A 17,271-nucleotide genomic window follows, 5' to 3' on the forward strand; every position below is an offset into this window, starting at 1 on the left:
CGTCCCGAAAACCGCCGCGTCCGTTGCGCTTCGCGGCTCAGACCGTGGACGCGTTCGTCTCCACATAGCTGACCACATCGGCCAGTGTCCGCAACGATGCGTAGTCCGATTCCGGGATGTCGACGTGCAGCCGCTTGTGGATCCCGCGCAGAAAGCTCAGCCAGTCCATGGAATCCAGGTCGACCTGGTCGCGAAGCAGGACGTCGTCGCGAATGTCGTCGGGGTCGATCTCGGGGGCGATGGTCGTCAGCACCGACAACACCACGGCGCGAGTGTCTTCATTGGTCATTGCACATCACTTTTCTAGGAGGTCGGGCTGCTGGAGCAGCTCGTTGATCGCGGCGAGGAACAGCGCGCCCCGGTGCCCGTCGCTGGCGCGGTGGTCGGCGGCGAGCGTGGCCTGAACCGTGGTGACGACCCGGATCCCGCCGTCGATGACGCAGACCCGCTCGGCCGGCTGGCCGAAGCCGACGATCGCGACCTGCGGCGGGTAGATGACACCGAAGACGGCGTCGACACCCTGGTCGCCGAGATTGGTGACCGTGATGGTCGGGTCCGACATCTCCGAACTGCGCAGTGAGAAGGACCGCGCCCGGGCCACCAGATCGGTGAGGTCGCCCATCAATTCATCGAGCTTCTTCTCCGGGACGTCGTGGATGGCCGGCGCGACCAGGCCCCCGCCCCGCAGCGAGATCCCGACACCGACGTGTACGCCGGCCGCGGGCTCGAACCCCGCTTCCCGCCAGAATCCGTTGAACTCGGCGAACCGCTGGGCGGCGACACCTACGGCCTTCAGGAGCAGGACGGCCGGCAACACCCGTTCGTCGATGGACCGCTGCGCATTCCTCGTCGTCAGCCAGGACAGCGCCTTTTCCAGCATGATCTCTTCGGCGAGGTAGTAGTGCGGGATCTCCCGCTTCGACCGGCTCATCGCCGCGGCGATCGACTTACGCATCTGCATCGCGCGGTCGGCCGCGGTCGGCTTGGCCCCGGGCTGGGCGGCCGGCTTGGCCGCGACCGGCTTGGCCGCGGCCGCGTGCTCGACGTCGTTGATGGTGACGGCGCCCTGCGGTCCCGTGCCGCTCACCGCGTCGATGTCGACCCCGAGCGACGTCGCCAGCCGGCGCGCGGCGGGCGAGACCCAGCGGCGCCGCCCGGCGGCGGCCGGGGGAGCGCTGGGGGCCGACGGCGGCTTCGGCGGCGCCGTCGCCGGTTTTGCGGGGGCCTTCGTCGACGGGCGCGGCGCGGGCCGCTTCTCCGCTTGCTCGCCGGGCTCCGCCAGCGTGGCCAATGTCGTTCCCACCTGGACGGTTTCACCGACCGGGACGACGAGCTCGCTGACGATGCCCTCCTGCCAGCATTCCACCTCGACCGCGGCCTTGGTGGTCTCGACGATCGCCACGACCTGACCGCGGGTGACCTTGTCCCCGGGTTTGACCAGCCACTCGTTGAGGGTGCCCTCATCCATGTCGGAGCCGAGCGAGGGCATCTTGAATTCGATCACGACCGCTCCCCGAACAGGCTCTGCACGGCGGCGACGATCTTGGCGGCCTGGGGCAGGGCGGCCTCTTCGAGGTGCTTGGCGTAGGGCATGGGCACTTCGTTGCTGCACACCCGGGCCACCGGCGCATCGAGGTCGTAGAACGCGCCCTCCATCACGCGTGCGGTGACTTCCGCGGCCAGGCTGCCGGTGCGCCACGCCTCGTCGATGACCACCGCGCGATGGGTCTTGCGGACGGAGTCCAGGATGGTGGCGTCGTCGAGGGGGCGCAGCACACGCAGATCGATGACCTCGCAGTCGATTCCGGCCAGCGACAGCTCGTTGGCGGCGTCGAGCGTCTTGGGCAGGCTCCCGCCGTAGGTGATCAGGCTGACGTCGCCGCCGTTGCGGCGGACCGCCGCCCGCGAGATGTCGGTGGGCGCGAGAGCGTCGACGTCCGTCGAGGTGTTGTAGAGCTGGACGTGTTCGAAGATCACCACCGGGTCCGGGTCGGCCAGGGCCGGACCGAGCATGCCGTACGCGTCCTCGACGGTGGCCGGGGCGAGGACCTTGATGCCGGGGATGTGGGCGTACCACGGCTCCAGGCTGTGCGAGTGCTGGGCGCCGAGCTGACGCCCGGCTCCCGTCGCCATCCGCACGACGATCGGCACCGAGAACTGCCCGCCGGACATATGACGCAGGGCCGCAGCGGTATTGACGATCTGATCGAGCGCCAACAGGCTGAAGTTCACCGTCATGACCTCCACGATCGGCCGCAACCCGTTCAGCGCCGCGCCGATCCCGATGCCGACGAACCCCAATTCCGAAAGCGGCGTGTCCCGCACGCGATCGGGGCCGAACTCCTCCAGCAGGCCCTTGGAGGCCGCATACGTTCCCCCATACCGCCCGACGTCCTCGCCCATCAGCACCACGCGCGGGTCGTCGCGCAGCGCGTCGCGCAGCGCGTCGTGGACTGCGGTCCGGTAGCTGGTCTTCATCGCACCGCCTCTTCCGTCAGCACGTCGCGCTCCAAATCCGCCACGTCCTCCCAGGTTCCGGCGTCGGCGAACGCCACCGCCTCCTCGATCTCGGTGGCGGCCGCGTCCTCGATCGCGCGCACGTCGGCGTCGGACAGCGTGCCGTCGCCCAAGCACTTCTCGGTGAACGCCTGGATCGGGTCGCGCTCGCGCCACCGTTCGACCTCGGCCTTGTCCCGATACAGCTCCGGGTCGAACATCGAATGCGCGCGGAAGCGGTAGGTGCGGAATTCGATGAAGAACGGGCCGCCGGTGTCGCGGACGTGGTCGACGCCCTGCTGCGCGGCCGCATGGCACGCCTCGACGTCCATCCCGTCGACGGCCAGGGTGGGGACGCGGTAGGCGGCCGCCTTGACGGTGAGGTCGGTCTGCGACTGGGCCCGGTCCAGCGCGGTGCCCATCGCGTAAAGGTTGTTCTCGCAACAGAACAGCACCGGCAGGTTCCACAGCGCCGCCATGTTCAACGACTCGTGAAACGCGCCTTCGGCCACCGCGCCGTCGCCGAAGTAGCAGGCGGTCACCCGCTTCTGCTGCAGCATGGCGTCGGCCAGCGCGATGCCCACCGCGAGGGGCAGGCCGCCGGCCACGATCGCGTTGCCGCCGTAGAACCGCTTGGCCGCGTCGAACAGGTGCATCGAGCCGCCCCGGCCGCGCGAGCAGCCCTCCTGCTTGCCGAACATCTCGGCCATGATCGAGGGCATCGGGATGCCGCGCAGCAGCGCGTGCGCGTGCTCGCGGTAGGTCGCGACCACCGCGTCGTCGTCGGCGAGCGCGCGCAGCGACCCGGCGGCCACGGCCTCCTCACCGACGTAGAGGTGCAGGAATCCGCGAATCTTGGCCGCGCTGTAGAGTTCCGCGCACTTCTCCTCCATGCGCCGCACGCGGACCATGTCCGACAGGAGCTCGTGGGCCAGTTTGGTATCGGTCATGACGGCACTCCCTGTGCTCGGCCGGCGGGTTGTCGCTCGATGGTGGAGGTGTCCCCCTCGGGCAGCCCGAGTTCTCGGGCCTTCAGCAGCCGCCGCATGATCTTGCCGCTGCTCGTGTGCGGCAAGGAGTCGACGAACTCGATCTCCTTGGGCGCCACCGTCGCCCCCAGCCGCTTGCGGGCGTGGCCCAGCAGCTCCAGCCGCAGGTCTTCGTCGGCCACCACGCCGTTCTTCAGCGTGACAAAGGCTTTCACCATTTCGCCGACCGTCGGGTCGGGTATGCCGATGACGGCCGCCTCGGCGACCGCGGGGTGGTCGGTCAGGGCGCTCTCCACCTCGAACGGACCGATCAGGTGTCCCGCGGACTTGATCACGTCGTCCTTGCGCCCGACGAACCAGAAATAGCCGTCGGCGTCCTTTTTGGCGAGATCCCCGCTCAGGTACAGCCCATTGGCGAAGGCGTTCCGGTATCTCTCCTCGGCGTTGAGATAACCGCGGAACATCGACGGCCAGCCCGGTTTGAGCGCGAGCTCGCCCTCGACACCCGGTTCGTCGATCACCTCGACGGGCCCGTCGTCGTCGCGCCGCACGATGAATGCGTCCACACCGGGCAGGGGCCGGCCCATCGAGCCGGGCTTGATGTCGAACGCCGGGGTGTTGGCGATCATGATGCCGCCGGTCTCGGTCTGCCACCAATTGTCGTGAATCGGCAAGCCCAGCACCCGTTTTCCCCACCAGACCGCTTCGGGGTTGAGCGGTTCTCCGACGCTGGCGATGAAGCGCAGCCGCGGAAAGTGGTATTGCGCAGGCAGTTCCGGTCCCGCCTTGATGAGCATCCGGATGGCGGTCGGTGCGGTGTACCACACCGACACGCCCTGGTCCTGCAGGATGCGATACCAGCGTTCGGCGTCGAAGTCCGCCTCGTCGACGATGGAGGTGACGCCGTGCAGCAGCGGGCTGATGATGCCGTAGGACGTGCCCGTCACCCAGCCCGGATCGGCTGTGCACCAATAGGTGTCGTCGGGGTGGAGGTCAAGCGCGTACCGGCCGGTGACGTAGTGCATCGCGACGGCGCCGTGCACATGGATGGCGCCTTTGGGCGTACCCGTGGTGCCGCTGGTGAAGTGCAGCAGAGCCGGGTCTTCGGCGGTGGTGGGCTCGATCGGAGGGTTCTCGTCGGCCGCGTCCACCCACTGCCGGAAGTCGAGCGTGTCCGGCGGGACGCCGTCACCCTGACCGTCGTCGACGACGAAGACGTGCCGCACCGAGGGCAGCCGGTCGCGGATCTTGGCGACCTTGCGCTGATAGATCGCCCGGGTGGTCACCAGGACGTCGGCTTGCCCGATGTTGACCCGGGTGGCGATCGGCTCGGGCCCGAAGGCCGAGAACAGCGGTGAGACGACGCTGCCGTTGCGCAGCGCGCCCAGCATCGCGATGTAGAGCTCGGGGGTGCGGCCCATCAGGGTGAACACGCGAGCGCCCTTGTCGATGCCCAGCGAGCGCAGCGCGCTGGAGAATCGCCGGGCCAGCCGGCCGAGTTCGGCGTAACTGAGCTCGTGGGTGGCGATCGCGCCGTCCACCGGCCTGTCGGTGACGAACCGCAGGGCGGTGCGGGTCGCGGCCGGGCCGGCGGCGTGTCTGTCCAGGGCGGCGTAGGCGATGTTGCACAAGCCCGGCCCCATGCCCTCGCACAGGTTCGGCACATCGGACCAGTCGAACCGGGCGCGTTCCTGCTCGTAGTCGGTGAGGTTGGGCCGGACACGAGAGTCGGCGGCCGTTTTGTGGATGACGTCCATAACAGGGTCCTCAGGGTGCGTGGTGCCTTCATCGTTTGCCGCGCGGCGACGGCGCAATAGAGACAAAGGTCATCAGTCGCGGCGGCCCTCCCGCGGGCCGTATGACCCGACCCTGGGGACCAAGGACCCTGGCGCGCGTTGCCCGCATACCAGAGGGTCCAAGTAAGACAGGAGAGGCGACGAGCGATGACCCCAACGATGGTCGACAACAAGGTGCTCACCCGGGGGGTGGAGCTCGCGTGCCGGGCACCCTCGCTGCACAACAGTCAGCCGTGGCGATGGGTTGCCGGCGGTCGGACCGTCGACCTGTTCGCCGACCCCGACCGCATGGTGTCCTCGGCCGACAGCTCGGGCCGCGAGTCGATCATCAGCTGCGGCGCGGTGCTCGATCACTTCCGGGTCGCGATGGCCGCCGAGGGGTGGGAGACCGGCGTAGACGAGTTTCCCAATCCCAACAACCTCGACCACCTGGCGTCGATCGACTTCGCTTCCGCCGACTACGTCGGCGTCGCCCGAAGAGACCGCGCCGCGGCGATCGTGCGCCGCAGGACCGACCGGCGCCCGCTGGGTGCGCCCCGGGGGTGGGCGTCGTTCGAGCCGGTGCTGCGCAGCGCCTTCGACCCCGACTTGGCCCGCCTCGACGTGCTGGCCGACGACGCGCGGCCACGGCTGGTCGAGGCCGCCCGACTCAACGAGGCGTTACGCCGCTACGACGACGACTATCAGCACGAATTACGTTGGTGGACGGCGCCGGGCAGGCACGACGACGGCATCCCCGAAGCCCTGGTGAACCAGACGCGCGCCGTCGACGTGAACCGCCAGTTTCCCGCCGAGGAGCACAGCCGCGCGCGCTCGCCGGGTCCGCAGGATCACGCGGAGGTGCTCGTGCTGTCCACGCCCGGGGACACCCGCGCGGACGCCTTCCGCTGCGGCCAGGCGCTTTCGGCGGTCCTGCTGGAGTGCACCATGGCCGGCTTCGCGACCTGCACCGTGACACACGTGACGGAGCTGCGACCCAGTCGGGACATGATCTGCGAACTCATCCCCGATGCCGAAGCGGTACCCCAGGTGTTGATCCGCGTCGGCGCCGCACCCCCGGGCCGGGGGGCTCCGGAACCGACACCGCGGCGGGCGATACGCGACGTCTTGGAGATGCGCCAGTAGCACGAGACCGGTTGCGCCCCAACCTTTTCGAAAGGAGACGACATGCACGCCGACGAGGGGGACTGGCTCGTCATCAAGAGCGGCACGATCGGCCGCCCGGATGTGCGCGGGTTGATCACCTCGGTGCGTTCGCCGAACGGTGAACCGCCCTACCGCGTCCGGTGGCTGGCCACCGGGGAGGAAGCGACCGTGTTCCCGGGCCCCGACGCGATCATCGTCACGGCCGCGGAGCAGAAAGCCGCCGACGAGCGCGCGCTGTCCCGGTTCACCGCGATACAGGCCGCGATCAGGGACCGGGCGCGGGGCGCGTAGGAAGCCAAATGCCCTCCACCACAGACGGATGTCCGTCGCCGACCGATTCCGACGTCGACGAGCTCGCGTACACGTTCCTGCACTCGCCGTATGCCGGCGACACCTATGTCGACTGGTGCCTGGACCGGCGCCTGGAGGGCTTTCTCCGCAACCGTGGGCTGGTTCGTCTGGTGGAAGACGGCGACGCCTACGACCTCATCCTCAACCGCGTCATGATCTACATCGGCGAGTTGCGCCGACGAAGCTGAGCCGACGAACGACCCGCAAGCCCGGGACTTCGGTCCCTACCGCCGATTACGCCGGTGCGGTCGGATGGATTCGTCGAGGTTGACACGAAGACGTGAGGAGATTCCCATGCCCCCCCTCACCGTCCGCCGCCCAAGCGCAGTCCAACGGGCACCGAGCGCGGTGTGCGATGACCAGAGCCGCTGACGCTGCCCGGAGCTCGCCGCGGCGCGTGTTCCGGGACCGCGGTGAGGCCGGCCGGATCCTGGCCGACCTCCTCGGCGCCTACCGCGATCGGCCCGATGTGATCGTGCTGGGGCTGGCGCGCGGCGGCATCCCCGTGGCGTGGGAGGTGGCGGCGGCGCTGCGCGCGCCGCTGGACGCCTTCATTGTGCGCAAGCTCGGCGCCCCCGGCCACGAGGAGTTCGCCGTGGGGGCGTTGGCGAGCGGGGGCCGCGTCGTGGTCAACGACGACGTCGTGCGGGGTTTGCGGATCACCCCGCAGGAATTGCGTGCCGTCGCCGAACGCGAAGGCCGGGAACTGGTTCGGCGCGAGGCCGCCTATCGCGACGGCCGCCCACCCGTGGACGTCGCCGGCAAGACGGTCATCCTCGTCGACGACGGATTGGCCACCGGCGCAAGCATGTCCGCGGCGGTGCAGGCGCTTCGCGAAGCCGAGCCGGCCCACATCGTCGTCGCCGTGCCGGCGGCGCCCGAGTCGACGTGCCGGGAATTCGCCGGCCTGGTAGACGATGTCGTATGCGCAAGCATGCCCACCCCGTTCCTCGCGGTCGGGGAGTCGTTCTGGGATTTCCGCCAGGTCACCGACGACGAGGTGCGCCGGCTGCTGGCCACCCCGACGACCGGGGCGCCGAAGAGCGCCGCGGCACACACGCCCGCCGAGCTGATCGACCGGGCGGCCATCGACGCGCCCGCGGGTGTCCCCCCGCGCGACACGCTCGACGAGCTGATCGGCGATGCGCGCATCGTGCTGATCGGTGAAAGCTCGCACGGGACGCACGAGTTCTACGAGGCCCGCGCGGAGATCACGAAGTGGCTGATCGAGGAGAAGGGGTTCTGCGCGGTCGCCGCCGAGGCGGACTGGCCCGACGCCTACCGGGTGAATCGCTACGTCCGCGGCATCGGGGACGACACGAGCGCCGACGAGGCATTGAGCGGTTTCGAGCGCTTCCCCGCCTGGATGTGGCGCAACACCGTCGTCCGTGACTTCGCCGAGTGGCTGCGCACCCGAAACCGGCGGCACGAGAACAACGGCCAGCGGCAGGCCGGGTTCTACGGACTGGATCTCTACAGCCTGCACCGGTCGATGCAGGAGGTGATCGCCTACCTCGACAAGATCGACCCCAGGGCGGCGGCGCGGGCGCGCGAACGCTACGCCTGCTTCGACCACGCCTCGGCGGATGACGCTCAGGCGTACGGGTTCTCGGCGGCCTTCGGCGCCGGCCCGTCGTGTGAGAGGGAAGCCATCGACCAGCTGGTCGACATCCAGCGCAATGCGTTGGCGTATGCGCGCCGCGACGGATTGCTCGCCGAGGACGAGTTGTTCTACGCCCACCAAAACGCCCAGACGGTGCACAACGCGGAGGTGTACTACCGGGCGATGTTCAGCGGGCGGGTCACTTCGTGGAACCTCCGGGACAAGCACATGGCGCAGACGCTCGAGGCGCTGCTGAAGCATCTTGACCGCCACCACGACGTGCCGTCGGCACGAATCGTGGTGTGGGCACACAACTCCCACGTCGGGGACGCGCGCGCCACCGAAGTGTGGTCCGACGGACAACTCACCCTGGGTCAACTGGTCCGGCAGCGGCACGGCGACGAATCACGTCTGATCGGCTTCAGCACCTACTCGGGCACGGTCACCGCGGCCAGCGACTGGGGTGGCATCGCCGAACGAAAGGTCGTCCGCCCGGCGCTCAACGGGAGCATCGAAGAGCTCCTGCACGAGACGGGCAGGGGCGAGTTCCTGGTGTCGCCTCACATCGGCTCGGGGGCCGCGGAGCCGCTGAGCGCGGTCCGGTTGGGGCGCGCCATCGGCGTGATCTACCGGCCCGAGACCGAGCGGCAGAGCCACTACTTCCACGTCCGGCCGGCCGACCAGTTCGACGCGATGATTCACATCGACCGCACCCGGGCGCTGGAACCCCTGGAGGTCACCAGCGTGTGGGTGGCGGGCGAAACGCCGGAAACCTACCCGAGCGGGCTCTAGGGGGCAACGAAAGACATGGAGACGGCTGCCGAGTGGGGTGCGGACCGCGCGCAGATCGTGACGCTGACCATGAATCCGGCGCTCGACATCACGACGAGCGTCGGCGTGGTGCGGCCGACCGATAAATTGCGCTGCTCCGCGACTCGTTACGACCCGGGCGGGGGAGGCATCAACGTGGCCCGGGTCGCGCAGGCCCTGGGAGCCTCGGTGCTGGCGGTGTTTCCCGCGGGCGGCTCGCACGGCGGTCTCGTCACGAGCCTGCTCAGCGACGCGGAGGTGCCGTTCCGGCGGATTCCGATCGACGCGCAGACGCGGGAGAGCTTCACGGTCAACGAGACCAGCACCGGCCAGCAATACCGGTTCGTCCTGCCGGGCCCGGAGCTGACCGTTCCGGAGCAGGAGCGCTGCCTCGACCTACTGAAGATCGCGGCCGAATCGGCCCGCTTCGTCGTGGCCAGCGGCAGCCTGCCGCCGGGTGTGCGGGCCGACTACTACCAGGGCGTCGCCGATATCTGCCAACAGCTGGGCGTGCCACTGATTTTGGATACGTCCGGCGGCGGCTTGCAGCACATCTCCTCCGGGGTGTTTCTGCTCAAGGCGAGCGTGCGGGAACTCAGGGAATGCGTCAGCCGCCGGCTCGCCACCGAGCCCGAGCAATTCGCCGCCGCCCACGAGCTGATCGAGACTGGCCGCGCACACGTGGTGGTGGTGTCCCTGGGTTCTTACGGTGCGCTGTTGGCGACGCGCCATACCAGCCACCGGTTTTCGGCGATACCGATGCCCAGCGGAAGCGGCGTCGGCGCGGGCGACGCGATGGTTGCCGCGATCACGGTGGCTCTCAGTCGCGGATGGCCGCTGGCCAAGTCCGTGCGATTCGGAATCGCCGCCGGCACCGCGAAGCTGATGACGCCCGGCACACAGGTCTGCGAGCGCGCGGATGTGGAGAGACTGTTCGACCTCGTCGGCGAGCCCAGCGACGTCACCGACGTCGGGACGAACGGCATCCGGGCTGAGGCCTAACGGCCCCTCCGCGACGGCCGCGGGCGCAATACCCTGACAGCAGCGATGAGAATCAGTCAGGAGCCGACATGACGGAACTGGACGCGAAGTCAGTGGTCGTGGGCATCAACGGCTCGCAAGCAGCGGTAAACGCCGCCAAATGGGCGGTCGACGAGGCGGTGAGCCGGCAACTGCCACTGCGCCTCGTCTACGTCATCGCCGGCCGAGAGGCGCCGGGCGGGTCGGCCCCCACCTCCGAATGGGCACTCGAGCGCGCGGAAACGGCGCTGTCACAGGCCGAGTGGGCCCTGCAGACGACAGCGAAGCCGGTCGACGTGGAGACCGCGATCCTCTCGGGGGACCCGGCGCAGGTGCTGGTGGGCCAATCCGAGGACGCGGCGCTGGTCTGCGTCGGCACCGCCAGGCGGGGCTGGGCCTCCGACGGGCTGTTGGGCCCCACCGCAGCGGGCCTGGTGGCACACGCGCACTGCCCGGTCGCCGTCATCCGCACCAACCCCGACGGATCGCCGACGCAGCTCGGCGTGATCGCCGTGGTGCTCAACGACGACGCCGACAACGACGAGGTCGTGCACCAGGCCATGGAGGAGGGGCGGCGTCGCCACGCCACCGTGCGCCAGATCGACCGGCGCCTGAACAGCTGGGTCCGCCGCTATCCGGATGTCCACGTCCAGACCGTCGCGGCGGGGACCGGTGTGAGGCCCAGCGAAAAGCTCGGTGGGGCAATCGACCTGGCGGTGGTGGGTAGCGCCGATGCCGAAGAGATGGTGGGGCTGGCCACGCCGAACTGCCATCCGATCGTCGGCTATCCCGACTGCTCGGTACTTGTGGTCCGCCACTAAGAGACCGATGCCCGAGTCAGCCAGGACCCAGTCGATCGTCGCCGGCATCGATGGCTCCAAGGCGGCGATCCGCGCGGCCCTGTGGGCGGTCGACGAGGCGGTGAGTCGGGGCGTTCCGCTGCGCCTCCTGCACGCGACCGAGCGCGACGACGCCCCCGAACACGCGGAGCTGGCGGTGCGCCAGGCGGTGACCGCGGTCCGGGCGGCGGGCAAGCCGGTGCAGATCGAGACGGAGGTCGTCGCCGGGCCCGCGGTCGGGTCGCTGATCCGCTCGTCGGCGTCGGCGGCCATGGTCTGCGTGGGTGCCGTGGGACTCCGGCACTTCCAACCGGGTCGGGTCGGCTCCACGGCAGCGGCCCTGGCAGTATCGGCGCGCTGCCCGGTCGGGATCGTCCGTGGCCGAGACGGTCACCGCCCGCAACCCGGGGACAAAGCCGTCGTCGAGATCGAAGGGTCCGCGGACCCTCATCTGCTCGACGCCGCCATCGACGAGGCTCTGCTGCGTGGCGCCACCCTGGAGGCGGTCATCTCGCGACGGATCGGCCCGGCGGGAGGCGCTGTGGGGATCAGCGAGGCCGACCGCCAGGCGCTCGCCGACCTGGAACGCCGGCTGGTCCGGTGGAAGCGGCGCCATCCGCAGCTGCGGCTCGAGTCGGTCGCGGTGCACGTCGGTCTGCTGGAATACCTGGCCGGTCCGCGCGGGCCGGTCGGCTTGGTGATTGTCGGCGCCCACAATCGTGCGCATGTGGCCGAACTCGTCGGACCGGTCGGCAGTTCGGTGATGCAGGACGCCAACTGTTCGCTGTTGGTCGTAAATCGGCAACACTTGTGAGCTTGGACGATGATGGATATGTGATATTGAAGGTCCTATGACCGGCGAAAGGGCTCGTAATGGTTAAGGTTTTCCTGGTCGATGACCACGAGGTCGTCCGGCGCGGCCTCGCCGACCTGCTGGCCTCCGATCCCGAGCTGGAAATCGTCGGCGAGGCGGGCTCCGTCTCCGAAGCCAAGGCGCGGATACCCGCACTGCGACCCGACGTGGCCGTGCTTGACGTGCGGCTTCCGGACGGCAACGGCATCGAGCTGTGCCGCGACCTGGTGTCCGATCATCCCGACCTGCGCTGCCTGATGCTGACGTCGTTCACCTCCGACGAGGCGATGCTGGAGGCGATCCTGGCCGGCGCCAGCGGCTACGTCGTCAAGGACATCAAGGGCATGGAGCTGGCCCACGCCATCAAGGAGGTCGGCGCCGGAAAATCCCTGCTGGACAACCGGGCGGCGGCCGCGCTGATGGCGAAGCTGCGCGGTGCGGCCGAACGCGAAGACCCGCTGTCCGGATTGACCGAACAGGAGCGAACGCTGCTGGGCCTGCTCAGTGAAGGGTTGACGAACAGGCAGATCGCCGCGCGGATGTTCCTCGCCGAGAAGACGGTGAAGAACTACGTTTCGCGTTTGCTGGCCAAGCTCGGCATGGAGCGCCGCACTCAGGCGGCGGTGTTCGCGTCGAAGCTGGATCAACACTCCAACCATACCGGTATCCCGAAAGAGGCCCCGCCGGACTGATCGGCGCGGACGTGCGGTGTCCTGCTTCGGCGGCCACAGGTATTTGCTACCAGGCGTCGCTGAGCCGTCGCCGACTGGCGGAGGACATCCGCCGGCTTTGTTAGGCGTCCGGTACCGGTCAGGGCTAAGCTGGTGGCGGCATCTTCGCGTTGTGTACTGCGCGTTTCGCACAGCCCTTAGAGCCATAGCCCTGAGAAAGCAGGGAGGTTTCTGTCCGGGTGATTGACGACGAGAAGGGTTCGGCGTTCGCCGACCTCGGCCAGCGCGGGCTGGTCGGCAGGATGCACCAGCAGCTCGACGAATTGCTGGCGGCCCGCGACCAGATGGAGCAATTGCTCCGGGTCATCGTCGAGATCGGCGCCGGCCTCGACCTCGACGCCACCCTGCACCGGATCATCGGCGCCGCCAGGAGGTTGACCTCCGCCCCCTACGGCGCCCTGGCCATCCGCGATCCCGACGGCGAGTTGCTCTCGTTCGTCCATGAGGGAATGGACGCCGACACGGCGTCCCGGATCGGGCACCTGCCGGTCGGCAAGGGACTGCTGAGCCTGTCGCTGCTGGACACGCCGGCTCTGCGGATGGACGACCTCACCGCCCACGCGGCCGCCGTGGGGTTCCCCGAACACCACCCCCCGATGCGCGCCTTCCTCGCCGTGCCGATCACCATCCGGGACAGCGTGTTCGGCAACCTGTACCTCACTCACGTCGATCCGCAGCGGGTGTTCTCCGACTCCGACGAGGTGGCCGCCCGCGCGCTGGCGTTCGCCGCCGCGATCGCCATCGACAACGCGCAGGTGTTCGAACGCGAACGCACAGCCGCCAAGTGGATGGAGGCCAGCCGCGAAATCACGACCGCGCTGCTGTCCAACGCCGATCCGCACCGGCGCCCGTTGCAGTTGATCGCCGAACGTGCCCGTACCCTGACCGATGCCGAGCAGGCGATCGTCCTGGTGCCGGCCGATCCGGACCTGCCCGATGACGAGGTCGACACGCTGGTGGTCTCGGCGGCGGTGGGGGTGCACGCCACCGAAGTGGTCGGCCAACACGTCCCGGTGGACGGGTCTACCAGCGGCGCCGTTTTCCGGTCCGGCGAACCGATGATCACCGAGACGCTGCGCTACCCGATTCAGGCCTTCACCGATGTCGGGCAGCGCCCGGCCATCCTCATGCCGCTGCGCGCCCACGACGAGGTCGTCGGCGTCATCGCCATCGCCCGCGCCAGCGACCAGCCGCCCTTCGACGAGAGCTACCTCGATCTGGTCAGCGATTTCGCCACGCACGCCGCGATAGCGCTCGTGCTCGCGTCGGCTCGTGACGACGCGCGCCAGGTGACCATCCTGGCCGAGCGCGAACGCATCGCGCACGACCTGCACGACCACGTCATCCAGCGGCTGTTCGCCGCCGGCATGGATCTGCAGGGAACGCTCGCCCGGGCGCGCTCCCCGGAGGTGTCCGACCGGCTCAACCGCACGCTCGACGATCTGCAAACCATCATCGAGGAGATCCGCACCACGATCTTCCAGCTGAAATCCCCGCCGGGTAAGAACGACTTCCGGCATCGCATCCAGCAAATGGTCGCCGACCTGACCGAGCACCGCGACGTCGTCACCACCCTCCGCATGCACGGACCGATGACCGCCGTCGGGGGTGAGCTTGCCGACCACGCCGAAGCGGTGAGCACGGAGGCCGTCAGCAACGCCCTGCGTCATTCGGGCGCCTCGCGGCTGACCGTCGAGATCAGCGTCGCCGACATGTTCGTCCTCGACATCATCGACAACGGCTCCGGCATACCCGCCGGCAACACGCGCCACAGCGGTCTGGCCAACATGAAGCGCCGCGCCGAACAACTGGGCGGTGCGTGCGAGATCACCGGGCCGCCGGAGGGCGGTACCCGGGTCCACTGGGTGGCCCCGCTCCTCGATCAGTAGCGATCGTCCGCGGCGGGACCAATGGGGACGGCCGAGGGGTCTAACGGCCCTGCCCAACCCCGTCGGCCCGCGATTAACCTCGGGCAGGTGAGTGATCGCTCGGTGGACGTCGCCGCCACGGCGCGGCTGCTCGACGGGCGCCTGGTCTCGCTGCGTCCCCTCACCGCCGCCGACGCCGACGCCGTCCTGGCGCTCCACGAACACCTGTCCGACTATGACCGGTACTTCCGCTTCTTCACGCTGCAGCTGTCGCCGCTGCACGAGCTCGTCGCGAAACTGACCGAGCCCGCGGACGGGTTGTACGCTCTTGGCGCCTTCGACGCCGATCGGCTCATCGGGGTGGCCCATTGCATCGTGGTCGAGGACCCGAAGGTCGCCGAGGTCGCGATCGTGGTCGCCCACGAAGACCATTCGGTGGGCGTGGGCACGGCGCTGCTCAAGCAGCTGGCTCCCGTGGCCCGGGCGCACGGGATCGTGCGATTCACCGCGGACGTCCTCGGCGAGAACCACCCCATGCTCACGGTCTTCTTCGATCTCGGCTGGCCGTGCCGGCCAATCGATTACGGCTCGATCCGCCATCTCGAGATCGACCTACCCGAACTGGACGAGGCGTCGGCATAGAGGAGCGGACCATGAGTGCTAAGAAACACGGAGTGCTGGTGTGTGTCGACGGTTCGGCGGCGTCCGACGCCGCCGTCGCCTGGGGCACCCGTGAGGCCGTCATGCGCGGATTGCCCATCACGCTGATGTACGCTGTCCCGCCCGTCGTGGTGGGCTGGCCGGTGGGCCAGCTGTATGCGGACATGCCCGAATGGCAGCAAGACAGCGCTCAACATGTCATAGACCAGGCCCGCAAGATGCTTCGCGCCAGCCTGGGCGATTCCGAACCGCCCGAAATACACACGGAGACGGTGTATTCGGCCATCGTCCCGGCGTTGATCGAGGCATCGAAGGATGCCTGGATGCTCGTCGCGGGAAGCCAGGGCCTTGGTGCGCTTGGGCGCCTGCTGCTCGGTTCGGTGACCGCGGGGCTCCTGCACTACGCGCACTGCCCGGTCGCGGTCATCCACTCCGACGAGGGGGCGGCGCCGGACTCCAGCGCCCCGGTGGTGCTGGGCATCGACGGGTCGCCGGCATCGGAAGCCGCGACCACCCTGGCCTTCGACGAAGCGTCACGCCGGGGAGTGGGGCTGGTGGCGCTGCACGTGTGGAGCGACGTGGGGGTGTTCCCCATCCTCGGCATGGACTGGCATGACCGGGAGAAGGAAGCTCAGGAAATCCTCGCCGAACGCCTGGCCGGCTGGCAAGAACGCTATCCCGACGTGCACGTCGAACGGAAGCTGTTCTGCGACAAGCCGTCCGAGTGGTTGCTGCAGGAGTCCGAACGCGCCCAACTGCTGGTGGTCGGCAGCCGCGGGCGGGGCGGATTCCCCGGCATGCTGCTCGGCTCGGTGAGTTCCGCGGTGGCACAGTCGGCCCGGATACCGGTGCTGGTCGTCCGTTGACGAAGAGAATCGACGGCGTTGCAGGAGGCTTGCGATGATCGAACTGCTGGAAGACATGCCGGAGAATGTGATCGGCATCCGCGTGTCGGGCCGGCTGCGCGGTGACGAGCTGCGTGACTTCAAGCCCGAGATCGACCGGGTGCTACAGACGGGCGAGGTCAGGATCGTCGAGGTGATCGAATCCGATTACCAGGGATTCGGGCCCGGCGGATTCCTCGAGGATCTCAAGCTCGGCTTCGGCACCGTGCTGCCGCACCATTCGGCGTTCAAACGGATCGCGGTGGTCTCCGACAAGGACTGGGTGGCCCCCGTCCTGCACGCCCTGGCGTGGCTGGTCCCCGGCGAGATCGCCGTGTTCGGGCTCGACGAGCTCGAGCGCGCCAAACAATGGGCGGCCGGGTAACCCGACCGCTCGGTCGCGTCCGACTCAGTCGCGTACGACGAGCACCGAACAGCCCGGGTGGCCGTTCGGATGGGTGGTGACCGGCCCGACGATGCGCGCGACCTTGTCGGCCTCGTCGCTGCCCACCACCGCGAGTTGAACGGGCTCGGATGTGTGCGTGAGGAATTCGGCGGGTCCACGTCGTGCCGCGGCGGGCTGGACGTGCACCTCGCGATGCCTCGACACCCACGGCCCGAGCCGATGATTCAGCTGCTGGTAGGGAATCTCGCCGAGGCCCCACCGCCAGACCCCCATCGCCAGGATGGGTGCTTCCCGAAGGCGCGCCTGATGGAAGCCGTGCTCGAGCACCGCGTCGTTGCCGGCCGATTCGTCGACCGCAACGGCGACATATCCACCATCGGGCTGCGTCCCGTCGTGGTTAGTGCGGATGATGGCCACCGGGCAGTTCGCCTTCTGCGCCACGGTGTCCGCGGTCGAGCCGAGGACCTTGCGGGCCACCCAGCCCGTCCCCACCGACCCCACGCAAACCATTGCGGCGTTGCGCGATTCGTCGACCAAGGCACTTTCCGGGGAACCGCGCACCACGTCGCATTCGATTTTGACCGGCTTACCCATGGCCTGAATCGCCGCATCGGCGGCGCGCAACGACGCCTGCGCGTACTGGATGTCCAGGCTGTCGTCGCCCGCGGTGTCCGCGGGCCGCTCGGGAACGGCATGGATGAGCCGCAGCGGGGTGTTGCGGCTGACGGCCTCGTCGACGGCCCATTTGGCCGCGTTGATGGCGGCCTCCGAGCCGTCGATACCCACCACGATCCGCTGCGACGGATTGCTCATCGAGTC

General features: G+C 68.9%; 18 protein-coding genes. 12 read left to right on the plus strand and 6 right to left on the minus strand.

Translation table 11 applies throughout. From position 1 onward, the window contains the following. Positions 1–37: 37 nt before the first annotated feature. From G6N51_RS25285 to acsA, 5 genes are read right to left on the minus strand one after another with little or no spacing between them, the layout of a single operon-like run. Positions 38–289: an acyl carrier protein gene (locus G6N51_RS25285; RefSeq protein WP_083173665.1), complete on the minus strand. Its 252-nt coding sequence runs from the start codon at positions 287–289 to the stop codon at positions 38–40. Positions 290–295: 6 nt separating this feature from the next. Further along, positions 296–1,504, minus strand: coding sequence for a dihydrolipoamide acetyltransferase family protein (locus G6N51_RS25290; RefSeq protein ID WP_083173666.1), 1,209 nt, complete (start codon positions 1,502–1,504; stop codon positions 296–298). Then, positions 1,501–2,478 (minus strand): alpha-ketoacid dehydrogenase subunit beta, encoded by a 978-nt coding sequence (locus tag G6N51_RS25295; protein ID WP_083173667.1) that lies wholly within the window; start codon positions 2,476–2,478, stop codon positions 1,501–1,503. Before G6N51_RS25295 ends, G6N51_RS25290 begins: the two co-directional genes overlap by 4 nt. Further along, positions 2,475–3,446 carry a pyruvate dehydrogenase (acetyl-transferring) E1 component subunit alpha gene (gene pdhA, locus G6N51_RS25300; RefSeq protein ID WP_083173668.1) on the minus strand — a complete coding sequence of 324 codons (972 nt, stop codon included), beginning with the start codon at positions 3,444–3,446 and terminating at the stop codon, positions 2,475–2,477. The genes G6N51_RS25295 and pdhA overlap by 4 nt, the downstream gene beginning before the upstream one ends. Continuing rightward, positions 3,443–5,242: an acetate--CoA ligase gene (gene acsA, locus G6N51_RS25305; RefSeq protein ID WP_083173669.1), complete on the minus strand. Its 1,800-nt coding sequence runs from the start codon at positions 5,240–5,242 to the stop codon at positions 3,443–3,445. Before acsA ends, pdhA begins: the two co-directional genes overlap by 4 nt. 186 nt (positions 5,243–5,428) lie before the next feature. Between acsA and G6N51_RS25310 the strand changes: the two genes are divergently transcribed. The 12 genes from G6N51_RS25310 (at position 5,429) to G6N51_RS25365 (ending at position 16,431) form a co-directional block, all read left to right on the plus strand. Next, on the plus strand, positions 5,429–6,406 hold the full coding sequence (locus G6N51_RS25310) for an Acg family FMN-binding oxidoreductase (protein ID WP_083173670.1): 978 nt from the start codon (positions 5,429–5,431) through the stop codon (positions 6,404–6,406). A gap of 42 nt (positions 6,407–6,448) precedes the next feature. Then, a complete protein-coding gene (locus G6N51_RS25315; protein ID WP_083173671.1) occupies positions 6,449–6,718 on the plus strand; it encodes a DUF1918 domain-containing protein in 270 nt (89 codons plus the stop codon). A gap of 8 nt (positions 6,719–6,726) precedes the next feature. Further along, positions 6,727–6,966, plus strand: coding sequence for a hypothetical protein (locus G6N51_RS25320; protein WP_083173672.1), 240 nt, complete (start codon positions 6,727–6,729; stop codon positions 6,964–6,966). A 167-nt stretch (positions 6,967–7,133) separates the two neighbouring features. Continuing rightward, complete coding sequence (locus G6N51_RS25325) at positions 7,134–9,173, plus strand: erythromycin esterase family protein (RefSeq protein WP_142275104.1); 2,040 nt, start codon at positions 7,134–7,136, stop codon at positions 9,171–9,173. 15 nt (positions 9,174–9,188) lie between these two features. After that, positions 9,189–10,193, plus strand: a complete 1,005-nt coding sequence (locus G6N51_RS25330; protein WP_083173674.1) for a 1-phosphofructokinase family hexose kinase — start codon at positions 9,189–9,191, stop codon at positions 10,191–10,193. A gap of 68 nt (positions 10,194–10,261) precedes the next feature. Then, positions 10,262–11,032, plus strand: coding sequence for a universal stress protein (locus tag G6N51_RS25335; RefSeq protein WP_083173675.1), 771 nt, complete (start codon positions 10,262–10,264; stop codon positions 11,030–11,032). Positions 11,033–11,039: 7 nt separating this feature from the next. Beyond that, complete coding sequence (locus tag G6N51_RS25340; RefSeq protein WP_083173676.1) at positions 11,040–11,864, plus strand: universal stress protein; 825 nt, start codon at positions 11,040–11,042, stop codon at positions 11,862–11,864. A 59-nt stretch (positions 11,865–11,923) separates the two neighbouring features. Further along, complete coding sequence (gene dosR / locus G6N51_RS25345; RefSeq protein WP_083173677.1) at positions 11,924–12,595, plus strand: hypoxia response regulator transcription factor DosR/DevR; 672 nt, start codon at positions 11,924–11,926, stop codon at positions 12,593–12,595. Between the two features lie 281 nt (positions 12,596–12,876). Continuing rightward, positions 12,877–14,523 carry a sensor histidine kinase gene (locus G6N51_RS25350; protein ID WP_083173702.1) on the plus strand — a complete coding sequence of 549 codons (1,647 nt, stop codon included), beginning with the start codon at positions 12,877–12,879 and terminating at the stop codon, positions 14,521–14,523. 87 nt (positions 14,524–14,610) lie between these two features. Continuing rightward, positions 14,611–15,144, plus strand: a complete 534-nt coding sequence (locus G6N51_RS25355) for a GNAT family N-acetyltransferase (RefSeq protein ID WP_158086246.1) — start codon at positions 14,611–14,613, stop codon at positions 15,142–15,144. An 11-nt stretch (positions 15,145–15,155) separates the two neighbouring features. After that, positions 15,156–16,028, plus strand: a complete 873-nt coding sequence (locus tag G6N51_RS25360; protein ID WP_083173679.1) for a universal stress protein — start codon at positions 15,156–15,158, stop codon at positions 16,026–16,028. A gap of 34 nt (positions 16,029–16,062) precedes the next feature. Beyond that, the gene (locus tag G6N51_RS25365; RefSeq protein ID WP_083173680.1) at positions 16,063–16,431 is read left to right on the plus strand and encodes a SpoIIAA family protein; all 369 of its coding nucleotides are present in this window, start codon (positions 16,063–16,065) and stop codon (positions 16,429–16,431) included. A gap of 24 nt (positions 16,432–16,455) precedes the next feature. On the opposite strand, the gene G6N51_RS25370 is transcribed toward G6N51_RS25365, so the two are convergent. Further along, positions 16,456–17,265: a universal stress protein gene (locus tag G6N51_RS25370; RefSeq protein WP_083173681.1), complete on the minus strand. Its 810-nt coding sequence runs from the start codon at positions 17,263–17,265 to the stop codon at positions 16,456–16,458. Positions 17,266–17,271 lie beyond the last annotated feature (6 nt).

It is taken from the genome of Mycobacterium paraseoulense (genome assembly GCF_010731655.1).
In the GTDB taxonomy this organism is placed as follows: domain Bacteria; phylum Actinomycetota; class Actinomycetes; order Mycobacteriales; family Mycobacteriaceae; genus Mycobacterium; species Mycobacterium paraseoulense.